Source organism: Ensifer sp. KUDG1 (genome assembly GCF_050434285.1).
Classification (GTDB): Bacteria; Pseudomonadota; Alphaproteobacteria; order Rhizobiales; family Rhizobiaceae; genus Ensifer.
Window position 1 is genome coordinate 230,547 of the sequence record NZ_JBNDIG010000005.1, and the last position, 13,778, is coordinate 244,324.

The window sequence follows — 13,778 nt, forward strand, 5'->3', positions numbered from 1 at the left end:
CGGAAATCAGGCGGCCTTGTCGCTCTTCGCCTTCTTTTCCACGGCTTTGCCGTGCCCGTGATAGAGGTCGCTATCAAGGTAGCGCTGGATGCCGAAGCGGACAAGCACGCCGATGGCGGCTGCTGCCGGCACCGCGACCAGAAGGCCGACGAAGCCGAAGAGCGCACCGAAGGCAAGCAGCGCAAACATCAGCCAGACCGGGTGCAGGCCGACGCTTTTGCCCACCAGTTTCGGCTGGAGGATGTTGCCCTCCATGAACTGGCCGCTGAAGAAGACGGCAAGCACAAGGCCGATCCAGAGATAATCCGGCCAGAACTGCACCAGGGCGACGCCGACGGCGAGAACCAGGCCGACCATGGATCCGACATAGGGAATAAAGCTGATCATGCCGGCAAAGAGGCCGATCAGCAGGCCGAAGTTGAGACCGACCAAGGAGAGGCCGATACCGTAGTAAAGGCCGAGAATGACGCAGAGCGAGCCCTGCCCGCGCACGAAGCCGGCGATCGTCGCGTTCATGTCGCGGGCGATCTGGCGCACATCCGAGACGTAGTCGCGCGGCACCCAGCTGTCGACCTTCTCCACCATCCGGTCCCAGTCGAGCAGGATGTAGAAGGCGACGACGGGGGTGACCACCAGCAGCGAGATGACATCGAGCAGCGCCACGCCGGAGTTCCAGATCTGCTGGAAGAGCGTGCCGACGAAGGCGGCGCCCTGTTCGAGCAGCTTGCCGGAGCTTTGCTTCAGCGACGGCATCTGGCTTGCCAGCCAATCGGGGATCAGCCGCGCCTGCGCCTCGTTGACGAGCACCTGCAGCTTCGAGGCGTAGCCCGGAATATTGGCGATGAAGTCCGATGCCTGGCTGACGATGACGGGAATGATGATCATCAGCGCCAGCACGAAGACGACGACGAAGCCGACCAGGATCACCACCGTCGCCATCAACCGGCTGAGACCGAAGCGCTCCAGGCGGTCGGCGACCGGGTCGAGGAAATAGGCAAGCGCCATGCCGGCCAGGAACGGCAGCAGGATCGAGCTGAAAACCATCAGAAAGGCAATGAAGGCGGCAAGCACCAGCAGCCAGAAAATGACCTGACGCTGCAATCCGGAACCGCTGACCTTGATATCCATGACATTCCTCTTGAGGCGCCGCTCGCCACTGTTGCGTATCACAACCCTGTCAAGGAGATAGGGGGCGGTGCGCGTAACGGTCAAGTGCGACCGGTGCAGTCATCCAGTTTAAAGCCAAGCGGACTGGCTTGCGCCGTGGGATATGGGCAAAATGGTGAAAAAACGCCGCCAATGCCTGCTCTCGGCTTGCACTCCCTTGCCTGCCGTGCCAATCGCATCCGCAAAATACCTGTCGCACGACGAGCCTTGGAGAACGAGCATGAGCCAGTCGGGAAAGAACGGTCTCACCTATAGCGACGCGGGCGTGGATATCGACGCCGGTAACCTGATGGTCGAGAAGATCAAGCCGCATGTGCGCTCGACCCGGCGCCCCGGTGCCGACGGCGAGATCGGCGGCTTCGGCGGCCTCTTCGATCTCAAGGCTGCGGGCTTCACCGACCCGGTTCTGGTGGCCGCCAATGACGGCGTCGGCACCAAGCTGAAGATCGCGATCGACGCCAACAAACACGACACCGTCGGCATCGACCTCGTCGCCATGTGCGTCAACGACCTGGTGGTCCAGGGCGCCGAACCGCTCTTCTTCCTCGACTATTTCGCGACCGGCAAGCTCGACCCGGACCAGGGCGCCGCGATCGTCGCCGGCATTGCCGCGGGCTGCCGCGAATCCGGTTGCGCGCTGATCGGCGGCGAGACCGCCGAAATGCCCGGCATGTATTCGGGCGGCGACTATGACCTCGCGGGCTTTGCCGTCGGCGCTGCCGAACGCGGTCAGTTGCTGCCGGCTGGCGATATCTCCGAAGGCGACGTCATCCTCGGCCTTGCCTCCTCCGGCGTGCATTCCAACGGCTATTCGCTGGTGCGCAAGATCGTCACGCTCTCGGGCCTTGCCTGGGACGCCCCTGCCCCGTTCGGCGAAGGCACGCTTGCCGACCTGCTGATGACGCCGACGCGCATCTATGTGAAGCCACTCCTGAAGGCGATCCGCGAGACCGGTTCGATCAAGGCGCTCGCCCACATCACCGGCGGCGGCTTCCCCGAGAACATTCCGCGCGTGCTGCCGAAGCATCTCGCTGCCGAGATCGATCTCGATGCGATCAAGGCGCCGAAGGTCTTCTCCTGGCTTGCCCAGACCGGTGGCGTTGCCGCCAACGAAATGCTGCGCACCTTCAACTGCGGCGTCGGCATGATCGCTGTCGTTCCGGCCGACAAGGCTGCAGAGGTCGCGTCCGTGCTGACCGGCGAAGGCGAAACCGTCTTCACGCTCGGCCGCATGGTCGCCCGCGAAGAAGGGGCAGCCGGCACGATCTACAAGGGCAACCTCGCCCTATGACGACAGAAGTCTCGACGGGCAAGAAGCGGGTCGTCGTCTTCATTTCGGGCAGCGGCTCCAACATGCTGGCGCTCGCAAAGGCGACCGCCGAGCCGGACTTTCCGGCCGAGATCGTCGCTGTCATCGCCGACAAGGCGGATGCCGGCGGCCTTGCCAAAGCCGAGGCGCTTGGCATCCCCACCCGCGCTTTCCTGCGCAAGGACTTCGACAGCAAAGACGCCCACGAGGCGGCAATCCTTGCCGAACTCGACCGGCTGTCGCCGGACATCATCTGCCTCGCCGGTTACATGCGCCTGCTCTCGGCGACGTTTATCCAGCGGCACGAGGGACGCATCCTCAACATCCATCCGTCGCTGCTGCCGCTTTTCCCCGGCCTGCACACCCATCAGCGGGCGATCGACGCCGGCATGAAGGTCGCCGGCTGCACGGTGCACTTCGTCACCGAGGGCATGGACGAAGGTCCGATCCTCGCGCAGGCGGTGGTCCCGGTTCAGCCCGGAGACACATCCGACAGCCTTGCGGCACGGGTGCTGACCGTCGAGCACCGCACCTATCCGATGGCGCTTCGGCTGATGGCCGAGGGCAAAGTGCGCATGGAAGGCGGCCGCGCGGTGAGCGAGAGCGCCGCCGAAGCGAACGCCACGCTGATCTCACCGGCAGCCTGACTAGATCAAATGGTCACTTCGCCGACGCGAGCCGGCGATCGAGAGCGTCGAGCACGCGCCGTGTCAAAGCCGGATAATCCTCGTCGAAGTGGTGTCCGCCGTCGATGCCGATGACGTCGACGCCGGTGCCCTTCAGCTGCGGGCAGGCATCGTCCTCTTCGTCGGTGCCGTAGATGCATTGCACCAGCGCCGGATCGATGCGCTTGATGTCGTCGAGCGGATCACCGCCCTTGCCGTCGCCCGAAGCACCGAGCCAACCCAGCACCGAAACCTTGTAATCGACCATGTGCGAGAGGGCCATCAAGGTCACCTGGCGAACATGGGCCTTTTCGCCTGCCGGCAGCAGATTGAAGGTTCGCGGCAGGACGTCGGCACCGAAGGAATAGCCGATGAGGAGCACGTTTCGCACGTTCCAGTGCTTGCGGTAGTAGCTCATTACCTTGGCAAGGTCGTCCGCCGTTACCTGCGGATCGCGCTCGGACCAGAAGTAATGCAGGGAATCGAAGCCGACGACCGGAACGCCCTGCTGCTGCAGCACGTCGCCGACTTCCTTGTCTATGTCGCGCCAGCCGCCGTCGCCCGAATAGATCACCGCCATCGTGTCACGGGTCGGCTTTGCGTCGAGGATGGTCAAGGGCAGGCCGAACGGATTGCCGGCGTCGCGCTCACTGTCGATGATATCGGTGAGGTGATCGGACAGCGTCGTATAGGCGTCGTCTTCGCTGTCCTCCTGCTCAATGTCCGAGTGCTTGGCGATCAGCGCCGCCACATGGGCGCGCCCGTCCGCCGACGCTACGGGAGAAAAGACGACGGAGACCGGATCCGGCAAGACGCCGTCGGTCAGTCCATAGATCATGCGGTCGCCCTTCTTCACCTTTTCGGCCGGGGTGCAGAGCTGCTTTACAAGCGCGATCCCCTCCTCCGGGTCGACCGCTAGCGTCTGGCCAATGGTTGCCGGTGGCGTCTGGGCGGCGATCGCCAGTGCCAGCGCACCGCCGGCACCGACGCCCGCGACGACAGGCAGCTGATAGGCGTCCGTGCCGACCGCGCGCTGCACCTGCTGGCTGAGCGATTCGATATCGGAGACCATGTAGATGCAATCGCCATCATCCTTGGCGAGCGAGGCGAGATAGGCCTTGAGGTCGATGCCGATGACGACGGTCTTGTCATCCGTCAGTGTGTCGGCGATCGCCTGTTCCTTGTCCGTCCAGCCGGCGGCGTCCGACAGCAGCACGACGAGTGCAGCCGCCTTTTCCTTCGGCAGCATGATGCGTGGCGACGGGATCATCCCGGTATCATAGCTCTTCGGTGCGTCCTCGGCGAGTGCGGGGAACATTGATGCGGAGAGCAGCAGCGCCGCCGAAGTCAGGCATTTCCAGGCGTTCGCGACACGGATCATTTCTTCACCACTCCCTTGAGACCGCCGCCGATCAGGAATGTCGCATCCATCAGGGCGAGGATCGGATTGATGCCGCCACTGGCGACAAGATAGCGCGGTTGCCACTGCGGATGAAACTTCGACTTGAAGGCGCGCAAGCCTTTGAAGTTGTAGAAACGTTCGCCGTGCTCGAAGAAGGTGCGCCCGGCCCGATCCCAGACCGGCGCGATCTGGCGCGTGGACATGCCCGACAGGGGCGCCATGCCAAGGTTGAAGGTACGGTACCCCTCGGCCTTCAGATACTCCATCACCTGGGCGAAGAGAAAATCCATCGCGCCCTTCGGCGCATCCGGCGAGAAGCGCATGAGGTCAACGGTGCCCTCCTCCTTGGTCGCCGTCACCAGAATATTGGCGAATGCGACCGTACGCCCGCCACAGGTGAGGATTGCCACCGGCTGCTCGCAAAGATATTCGGGATCGAAGGCACCGAGCGAGAAGCCTTTCTCCTTGGCATTGTGATGCGCGAGCCAGGCATCGGAGACCGCGGTCAGGTCAGGCATGACGTCCGGAACGTTTTCGGGCGCTACGACACGGAATTCGAGCCCGTCGCGCTGTGCACGGCTCACCTGCTGGCGCAGGTTTGCCCATTTCCCCCCCTTCAGCTCGAAGCGGGCAAGATCGACGCGCGCCAGCTCGCCGAGCCTGAAGGCGCGCAGCCCGGCATCGGCATAATAGGCAAGCCCCTGCGGCGAGACTTGGTAGAAGACCGCCCGGCAGCCGGCCGCGCGCGCTTTTTCGATGAAGTGCCAGATCAGCTCCGGCCAGGCATCGACCGGACCGACGGGATCGAAAAGCGCGATCCAGGAACGGGCGCGCTGGCCATACATGATGAAGGCGCGGCCGTCGGCGGAAAACAACAGGCTCTTGTCGCCCATGCGCACCAGGTTGGCATCGGACATGTCCTGCGCCTCGACGATCGAAAGCGCCCGCTCCATCGCGTCGTCTGAGGCAGGCTCGGCGGATCCGGTTGCCGGACGCATCAGGCTCCAGATCGCAAGCATGCTCGCGCCGATGGTGACGCCGAGAAGCGCGCGAAGGCCGCGCGGCGCTTCGGCGGAGAATTCGAACTGCCACCAGAGTTCATGGCTGTATTCGACATCGCGATAGACGAAGAGCAGCACGACCAGTGCGCCCAGGCAGATGACGCCCAGCGCCGTCAGCCACGGCACCGTCAACGCCTGCCCGAACAGCGAGGCAGGCCGCACGAACAGGCGGCGGCTGACGATGAGACCCACCAGGAAGAAGGCCAGCATGCCGGCTTCCACCACGGCGATCGCCTTGATCAGCGACAGCAGCAGCGCGGCGACAGCAATCACGATCGAGGCCCACCAGGCACCGTCGAGCCTGAGCGCCAACCCGCGCGAGACGACGACAAGGGCGAGGCCGAGGAGGCTCGCCAGGAAGTGCGCGCCTTCGACGATCGGCAGCGGCAGCAGTCCTTCTAGGAATGCCAGGTTTTCGTCCGGCGTCGGCGTCACGCTGGAAAGCACCAGCATGATCGCCAGCACGATGCCGAGCGTCGCCAAGAGGAGCGGCGTCATGCGGCCGCCGATGCGCCGTACGCTCGATGCGACCGGATGGCCGGACAGCTGACGGAGTTCGATGCCGATGACGACGGCGATCGCGATCACCAGCGGCAGCACGTGGTAGATGACGCGGTAGAGCACCAGCGCGCCGAGAATGGTGTCGACATCGGCGTTATGACCGAGCGTCGCGATAATGATCGTCTCGAAGACGCCGAGGCCGGCCGGAACGTGGCTGAGGACGCCGACGCCGACGGCCAGCGAATAAACCGCAAGGAAGGCCGGCCAGCCGATCGTTCCGGCGGGCAGGAGAACATAGAGAACCGTCGCGGAGGCGGCGAGATCGAGCGCCGTCACCAGGAACTGGCGCGAAACCGTACGCGAATCCGGCAGCCGCAAGGTCAGCCGGCCGAGGCTCACCTCCCGCCCGTCCCGCGCCAGAAAGAACACGCTGAAGAGCCCGGCGAGGATGAGGGCGGCGATGATGCGCAGCACCAACGGATCCATGCCGGTCATCGGCGCCACATATTCGCCGACGGCAAGCAGGCTGAGACAGGTCACCGTCAGCAGTCCGAGCCCGAAGGCGAGCGTCACGAAGGCGATGATCCGGGCGATGTTTTCCGGCTCGATGCCGAGGCGCGAATAGGAGCGGTAACGGATGGCGCCGCCGCTAAGCGCCCCGAAACCCGCGGTATTGCCGACCGCGTAAGCCGAAGCCGCCGTCAACGCCACATCGGCATAGGGCAGCTTGCGCCTGATATAATCGAGCGCGCTGACATCATAGAAGGTGAGCGCGAGGAAGCTCAATGCGGTGAAGAACACCGCGGCTGCAACCGCCGTCCAGCTGGTGTCCGCCAATGCCTGGACGACTTCGTCGTACTGAACCTCGGATGTCAGGTGAAAGATCGCAAAGCCGAAAAGAGTGATCACAAGGAGCGTACCGGCAGCCGAAAGATAGCGACGGTTGCGGCGCAGGAAGGCGATCCAGCCTCCCTCCGCCTGCTGTTCGTCGTCGGCTGCACGTTCCGGTAGAGAGGGTGTCATGAAGCGCCCATGTCGATAATGAGGACATCAGCGCTTTAGCTTACCCGATGCGGATCAAAAAGTGAAATATCCGTAATAAATAATAGTCTTACAAAACAATCCCTTAGGCGAACAGTTCCTGCCGGTTCAGCTTCGCCCACTGCAGCAGCATGATCGTCTTTGCGTCGCGGATCTCGCCGCCAGCGATCATCGCGAAGGCTTCGTCGAAGGGGATCTCCAGCACTTCGATGTCCTCGCCCTCATGCGCAAGCCCGCCGCCGTCGCCGCGCTTCTCGGTGGCGTCGATGTGGCCGGCAAAGAAGCTCGTGCGCTCGGTCAGAGCGCCAGGGCTCATATAGACGTCGAAGAGGTGGATGACGTCCTGGACGTGGTAGCCCGTCTCCTCAAGTGCCTCGCGGCAAATCGCCTCTTGCGGGGTATCGCCGTCCAGAAGCCCGGCGGCCGCCTCGATCAGATAGGCCGGGTCGCCCTGGAGGAGCACGGGCACGCGCAGCTGCCGCACCAGGATGACGCTCTGCCGCCTGGCATCGACGAGCAGGATGGTCGCCGCATTGCCATGGTCGTGGATCTCCCGCTTCAGCGTCACGGTCGCGCCATCGGACATCTGCTGTTCGAACGTCACCTCTTCCAGGTGCGCAAAGCCCTTCCACAGCGTGCGGCGGCCAACGATCCTGACGCGTGGGTCATGGTGGGTGCTCATGCAACTTCCTTCTCCGGCGAGTGCGATCCCGCCATTTGGCCATCAGTGGATGTGTTCTGTCGCCGTGCGGTCTTCCCGCTCCATCTGCAGCGTCGTGTGGTGCAGGTCGAAGGTCGCGCGCAACCGGTCCTCGATCGCGCGGCGCACGGTCTCGGCATCGGCGCCGTCGGCAAGCACGGCGTGAGCGGTCAGCGACGGCTGGCTCTGGGTGATTGCCCAAAGATGCAGGTCATGCACGGAGGCAACACCGGGAACGGCGGCAATCGTCGCGTGGACATCGGCGAGGCGCATACCCGGCGGCACGCCTTCGAGCAGGATGTTGACGCATTCCCTCAGCAGCACCCAGGTGCGCGGAAAGACCATGAAGCCGATGCCGACAGCGAGCAGCGAATCCACCCATTGCCACCCGGTCAGCCAGATGACCACCGCTCCGACAATGACGGCGACCGAGCCCAGCATGTCCGACCAGACTTCGAGATAGGCGCCCTTGACGTTGAGGCTCTCGTCCTTGTGGCTGGTGAGCAGCCGCATCGAGGCGAGATTGACGAGAAGGCCGATGACGGCAATCACCAGCATGCCGCCGGACTGGATCTCCTGCGGCTCGGACAGCCGCTTCCAGGCCTCGTAGAGAATGTAGAACGCGACACCGAGCAGGAGCAGCGCGTTGAAGGCGGCAGCCAGGATCTCGAAGCGGGCGTAGCCATAGGTGCGCAGGAGGTCCGACGGGCGGCGGCCGACATGGATAGCGACGAGCGCGATCGCAAGGGCCGCCGTGTCGGTCAGCATGTGCATCGCGTCGGAGATCAGCGCCAGGCTGCCGGTCAGGATCCCGCCGACCACTTCGGCCAGCATGAAGCCGCCCGTCAGGCCAAGCGAGGCCCAAAGCCTTGAAACCGGCGTGCTCGTGACATCTGCATGGTTGTGATCGCCGCTCATGGGAGGTTCCGTCTGCCGTTCTACAACCTGATTTAGCGCGCCAACCTTACCCAGACCCTGTTGTCGTGGAAGGCGGCACCACCATAGGGCGCAACGGCATCGGCACCGGTCAGCACGTTGATGCCCTCCCCGTCGAGATGCGCGCCATTCGGCCACAGGCCCTCGGCGATGACCACGCCGCGGCGGGCGCCGCCACCGATCTTCGCATGCAGACGCACCTGGCCGCGGACGTTGCCGATCTGGACGATATCGCCATCGGCAATGCCGAGTTCTGCGGCATCTTCCGCATGAACCATCACTTCCGGGCGCACTTCCTTCTGGATCGAGGATGGCGTCTCGGCAAAGGTCGAGTTGAGGAAGGACCGAGCCGGAGAGGTCGCCAGCCGGAACGGGTGCTCGGCATCGGCGACCTCGATGAGGTCGACATGGTCAGGAAACTCCGGCAGCGCCTGGTGCGGCCCCTGAGTGCCCATCGACTTCGGCGGCCGGTTCGGCGCCGGCGTTCCCGTCCAGTCCGCCTTGAAGCGGAACTTGCCGTCGGGGTGGCCGAAGCCATTGAGGAAATGCGCCTCCTCGAAAGCCGGCTGACAGTCGAGCCACTTCTGGCGCTTCATCTCCTCGTAGCCGATGCCGTAGTTGGCGAGCAGCCGGTCGATGTGCTCACGCTCCGTCAGGCCGAAGCCGGCATGGTCGGCAACGCCAAGGCGCTTGGCGAGTTCTTCGATCACGAAAAGATTGGTGCGCACGGTCGAGGGCGGCTCCACCACCTTGGGGCCGATCAGGATGTGCTGGTGGCCGCCGCCGCGATAGAGGTCGTCATGCTCCAGGAACATGGTTGCCGGCAGCACTATATCGGCAACAGCCGCCGTATCGGTCATGAACTGCTCGTGCACGGCGACGAAGAGATCGTCGCGCAGGAAGCCGCGCTTCACCAGCCGCTGCTCCGGCGCGACATTCACCGGGTTGGTGTTCTGGATCAGCATCGCCGTCACGGGACCGCGATGGCGCAGCGCCTCGGCGTCGCCGGTCAGCACCCGGCCGATCTGCGACTGGTCGAGCATACGGACATCCGGATCTTGGAAGGCCGAGCCGATCAATTCGCGCTTGTCGAGCTTGAAGATGTCGTTGTTGGAGTGAAAGGCGCCGCCGCCTTCGTGTTTCCAGGAACCGAGAACGGTCGCGACCGATGCTGCCGCGTGGATGGCGACGGCACCGTTGCGCTGGCGCGTGAACCCGTAGCCAAGGCGGAAATAAGTCCGCGGCGTCGTGCCGACCAGTCTTGCGAAGGCCTCGATTTCCTCGACCGACAGGCCGGTGATCGCCGACGCCCATTCCGGGCCGCGCGACGTCAGATGTGCTTCAAGGCCGGCCGGATCATCGGCGAATTTCGCCATGTAGGCCCGATCGGCGTAACCGTCGCGAAACGCGATGTGCATCACGGCGCAGGCCAGTGCGGCGTCGGTGCCCGGCTTCAGCACCAGGCCCATGTCCGCCTGCTTGACCGTCGGATTGTCGTAGATGTCGATGACGACGATCTTCGCGCCGCGATCCTTGCGTGCCTTCACGGCATGGGTCATCACGTTGACCTGGGTGGCGACCGCGTTCGTACCCCAGATCACGACGCAATCGGCCTTGGCCATTTCGCGCGGGTCGGGGCCGCGCAGGGCGCCGGTCGCCATGCTCAAACCGGTCCAGGCCATGTTGGTGCAGATCGAACCGAAGAAGCCGGAATAGCGCTTGGCGTGACGCAGCCGGTCGATCGAGTCGCGCTGCACCTGGCCCATGGTGCCGGCATAGAAGTAGGGCCACACGGTCTCGGCGCCATATTTCTGCTCGGCGCGAATGAACTGATCGGCGATCTCGTCGAGCGCCGCCTCCCAGCTCACTTCCTGCCAGCCGCCCTCGCCCTTGGCGCCCTTGCGACGCTTCGGCGCCATCAGACGCTCGGGATGATAGATGCGCTCGGAATACCGCGCCACCTTGGCGCAGATGACGCCGGCGGTGTAGGTATTGGCGGCTGCGCCGCGCACACGGCCGATCCGCCCTTCGGCGGTCAGGTCGACTTCCAGGGCACAGGCCGAGGGACAGTCGTGCGGACAGACCGAGTGGCCGATGGTTTTTTCTGCTTTGATGGGGGTCGCAACGTTCATGGCTTTTCTATATGGCATCGGCATTTCGGCTCAAAGAGCCAATCGCCCACCCATCGCAACTATTGATCACAGCCATCGGCGGCGCTCATGAACTATCGGCACATCTATCACGCAGGCAATTTTGCCGACGTCCTGAAGCACGCGGTGCTGGCGCGGCTCGTCACCTATCTGCAGCAGAAGGAGAAGGCGTTCCGCGTTCTCGATACCCATGCGGGTATCGGGCTCTACGACCTCTCCAGCGAGGAAGCGCAGAAGACCGGCGAATGGCGCGACGGCGTCGGACGGCTGCTCGACGGCGAGTTGCCGCCGGAGATCGCGGCGATCCTTGCCCCTTACCTCTCCTCCATCCGCGCCCTGAACCCCGGCTCCGAGCTGACGCTCTACCCCGGCTCGCCGAAGCTCGCGCGCATGCTCTTCCGCCCCCAGGACCGGCTTTCGGCTATGGAGCTGCATCCGGACGACTACGAGACCCTGCACCGGCTGTTCGACGCCGATTTCCAGAGCCGGGTCACCGAGCTCGACGGCTGGCTGGCGCTGGGCGCCCACCTGCCGCCGAAGGAAAAGCGCGGATTGATTCTCGTCGACCCGCCCTTCGAAAAGGAAGGCGAATACGAGCGGCTGGCCGATGGCCTTGCGCGCGGCTACCGCCGATTTACCGGCGGCGTCTATTGCCTGTGGTATCCCCTGAAGCAGGGCGCGCCGATCAAGGCGTTTCATGAGGCGCTGAAGGCGCTGGACATCCCGAAGATGCTCTGCGCCGAGCTGTCGGTCAGAAGCGACCGGGAAACCACCGGGCTTTCCGGTTCCGGCCTCATCATCGTCAACCCGCCCTTCACGCTGAAGAGCGAGCTCGACCTGCTGCTGCCGTTCCTGAAGACCCGGCTGGGGCAGGATCGTTTCGCGTCCAGCCGCTGCTTCTGGCTGCGCGGCGAAGAACAGACAACCCGAGGGGCTTGACGGACGGGCGCGACGCACCGCAATCTCATGTGACGACATAGGGAGACGCCCATGACTCGCACGCTCGCCGCCACGCTTCTCATTTCGCTTTCCCTCGCGGGCGCTACGGCGCCGGGCGCCATCGCCGCCGACTACATCGGCAGCAGCCAGGCGCAATCCTACAACGCCGGGGTCTGCAGCGAATCCTCAGTCCTCGGCTTCATCACATCCCGGTTCGCGTATCGGGATGCAAACTACCTTCACGCCAACCTCTCGATCGCCGAAATCCGCAACATGGGGCAGAACCGGCAGGAGTTCCGCGACGAGACGCATCTCGTCGAGCGTGAATACTGCTACGGAACCGCTGTGATGACCAACGGCGAACAACGGTCGCTCTATTACCTCATCGAACGCCCATGGGGCTTTGCCGGCGTCGGCAGAAGCATCGAGTTCTGTGTCGGCGGCCTCGATCCCTGGTATGTCTACGGCGCGTATTGCGCCTCGCTTCGCTAATCATGAAGGCATTCCGGAATGTGCGCCGGCTTTTGCCGGCGCTTTTTATTGTCACCGCCCTTGCTGCCTGCAGCGACCAGAGCACCGAGAAGGCGCCGACAGCGACGGGGCAGCAGACGACAAAGGCAGCCGCTGCGGTTCCGCTCGGCAGCGGGTTCGATTTCTACGTGCTTTCGCTTTCCTGGTCGCCGACCTGGTGCGGCGACAACGACCCCAAGGGAAAATCCAGCCAGTGCGAAGTCGGCGGCAATCGCGGCCTGATCGTGCATGGCCTGTGGCCGCAGAACGAACGGGGCTATCCGGACTTCTGCCCGACACGGCAGTCCGATCGCGTGCCCTCGTCGCTCGGCAAGCAATATCTCGACCTCATTCCATCGATGGGCCTGATCGGCCACCAATGGCGCAAGCACGGGACCTGTTCCGGCCTCAGCCAGGAGGATTACTTCGCTGTCACACGCGCGGCCTGGGAGCGGCTGACGCTGCCATCGGAGCTCGCACCTCCCCCGCAGGAAAAAGGCCTGCGTGTTGCCGCCGTCGAAGACGCGCTCGTCGCCAAGAACCCCGGCATGACGAAGGACGCCGTCGCCGTAACCTGCGAGGGCAATCGGCTCGAGGAAATCCGGATCTGCTTCGACAAGTCGCTCAATTTCCGCGCCTGCCCGGCGGTCGATCGCCAGGCCTGCCGAAAGGAAAGCGTGTCGCTGCCCCCGGCGCCTTGACCAGCCGGAGAAGGCGCGCCTGTTAGAAACCCATCTCGCAATCCCTGGAAGGAAAGACGCTCGATGAAGATCTTGTATTCGCCCGCCTCGCCCTATTCGACCAAAGTGCGCATGGCGGCGCATTATGCGGGCTATGCGGCCGAAAGTGTCCTGACCGACACCAATGCCAACCCGCCGGAGCTGATCGACAACAATCCGCTCGGCAAGATCCCGACGCTGATTCTCGACGACGGTCGGGCGCTCTACGACAGCCGTACGATCATGCATTTCATCGACCGGGAAACCAAGGGCAAGCTCTATCCGAGGAATGCCGGAAAGCGCACCGACGTCGAGCTGCTGGAGGCGCTGTGCGACGGCATCTGTGACAGCCTGCTGTCGATCGTCTACGAGAAGCGCTCCCATCCGCCGGAAAAGGTGCATCAGCCCTGGATCGACCGGCAATGGGAAAAGGTCGAGCGCAGCCTCGACTATCTGAATGCCAACCTGCCGAAGACCGGGGCCAAGCTCAATGCCGGCCATTTCGCGCTCGCCGCGATGCTGCGCTACATCGAGCTGCGCTTTGCCGGCGAATGGCAGAAGGGACGCGCCAAGCTGAAGAACTGGCCGGCGAAGTTCGAAAAACACTTCCCCGATTACCCTAAGTTCAAGGCCTGAACAGAAGGCACAAAAAAAGGCCGGGGTGACCCGGCCTTTTTC

The 13,778-nt window shown here is 64.0% G+C and carries 12 protein-coding genes; 6 read left to right on the plus strand and 6 right to left on the minus strand.

What is annotated here, in order from left to right:
- Window positions 1–6: 6 nt before the first annotated feature.
- The gene (locus tag M2267_RS15565; RefSeq protein ID WP_043611419.1) at window positions 7–1,128 is read right to left on the minus strand and encodes an AI-2E family transporter; all 1,122 of its coding nucleotides are present in this window, start codon (window positions 1,126–1,128) and stop codon (window positions 7–9) included.
- Window positions 1,129–1,387: 259 nt separating this feature from the next.
- On the opposite strand from M2267_RS15565, the gene purM reads away from it, so the two are divergent.
- Both purM and purN read left to right on the plus strand, forming a co-directional pair.
- Window positions 1,388–2,458, plus strand: a complete 1,071-nt coding sequence (gene purM / locus M2267_RS15570; RefSeq protein ID WP_043611418.1) for a phosphoribosylformylglycinamidine cyclo-ligase — start codon at window positions 1,388–1,390, stop codon at window positions 2,456–2,458.
- A complete protein-coding gene (gene purN / locus M2267_RS15575; RefSeq protein ID WP_429115283.1) occupies window positions 2,455–3,123 on the plus strand; it encodes a phosphoribosylglycinamide formyltransferase in 669 nt (222 codons plus the stop codon). The genes purM and purN overlap by 4 nt, the downstream gene beginning before the upstream one ends.
- 13 nt (window positions 3,124–3,136) lie before the next feature.
- Here purN and M2267_RS15580 read toward each other — a convergent pair whose 3' ends face one another.
- The 5 genes from M2267_RS15580 to M2267_RS15600 all read right to left on the minus strand — a co-directional run bounded on the left by M2267_RS15580 (window position 3,137) and on the right by M2267_RS15600 (window position 10,932).
- Window positions 3,137–4,522 carry a virulence factor family protein gene (locus M2267_RS15580; RefSeq protein ID WP_429115285.1) on the minus strand — a complete coding sequence of 462 codons (1,386 nt, stop codon included), beginning with the start codon at window positions 4,520–4,522 and terminating at the stop codon, window positions 3,137–3,139.
- Window positions 4,519–7,128, minus strand: coding sequence for a bifunctional lysylphosphatidylglycerol flippase/synthetase MprF (mprF, locus tag M2267_RS15585; protein WP_429115286.1), 2,610 nt, complete (start codon window positions 7,126–7,128; stop codon window positions 4,519–4,521). Before mprF ends, M2267_RS15580 begins: the two co-directional genes overlap by 4 nt.
- A gap of 103 nt (window positions 7,129–7,231) precedes the next feature.
- Window positions 7,232–7,828 carry an NUDIX domain-containing protein gene (locus M2267_RS15590; RefSeq protein ID WP_429115288.1) on the minus strand — a complete coding sequence of 199 codons (597 nt, stop codon included), beginning with the start codon at window positions 7,826–7,828 and terminating at the stop codon, window positions 7,232–7,234.
- 42 nt (window positions 7,829–7,870) lie between these two features.
- Entirely contained in the window at window positions 7,871–8,764 is an 894-nt protein-coding gene (locus M2267_RS15595) for a cation diffusion facilitator family transporter (RefSeq protein WP_043611413.1), read from the minus strand.
- Window positions 8,765–8,796: 32 nt separating this feature from the next.
- Window positions 8,797–10,932, minus strand: a complete 2,136-nt coding sequence (locus M2267_RS15600; protein WP_429115290.1) for a molybdopterin-containing oxidoreductase family protein — start codon at window positions 10,930–10,932, stop codon at window positions 8,797–8,799.
- A 69-nt stretch (window positions 10,933–11,001) separates the two neighbouring features.
- Here M2267_RS15600 and M2267_RS15605 point away from each other — a divergent pair, with 69 nt between their 5' ends.
- The 4 genes from M2267_RS15605 to M2267_RS15620 all read left to right on the plus strand — a co-directional run bounded on the left by M2267_RS15605 (window position 11,002) and on the right by M2267_RS15620 (window position 13,736).
- Complete coding sequence (locus M2267_RS15605; protein WP_429115292.1) at window positions 11,002–11,871, plus strand: 23S rRNA (adenine(2030)-N(6))-methyltransferase RlmJ; 870 nt, start codon at window positions 11,002–11,004, stop codon at window positions 11,869–11,871.
- 51 nt (window positions 11,872–11,922) lie between these two features.
- Complete coding sequence (locus tag M2267_RS15610; protein WP_043611411.1) at window positions 11,923–12,363, plus strand: hypothetical protein; 441 nt, start codon at window positions 11,923–11,925, stop codon at window positions 12,361–12,363.
- A gap of 2 nt (window positions 12,364–12,365) precedes the next feature.
- A complete protein-coding gene (locus M2267_RS15615) occupies window positions 12,366–13,082 on the plus strand; it encodes a ribonuclease T2 family protein (RefSeq protein ID WP_429115294.1) in 717 nt (238 codons plus the stop codon).
- A 63-nt stretch (window positions 13,083–13,145) separates the two neighbouring features.
- Window positions 13,146–13,736 (plus strand): glutathione S-transferase, encoded by a 591-nt coding sequence (locus M2267_RS15620; protein ID WP_402316361.1) that lies wholly within the window; start codon window positions 13,146–13,148, stop codon window positions 13,734–13,736.
- Window positions 13,737–13,778: the final 42 nt, after the last annotated feature.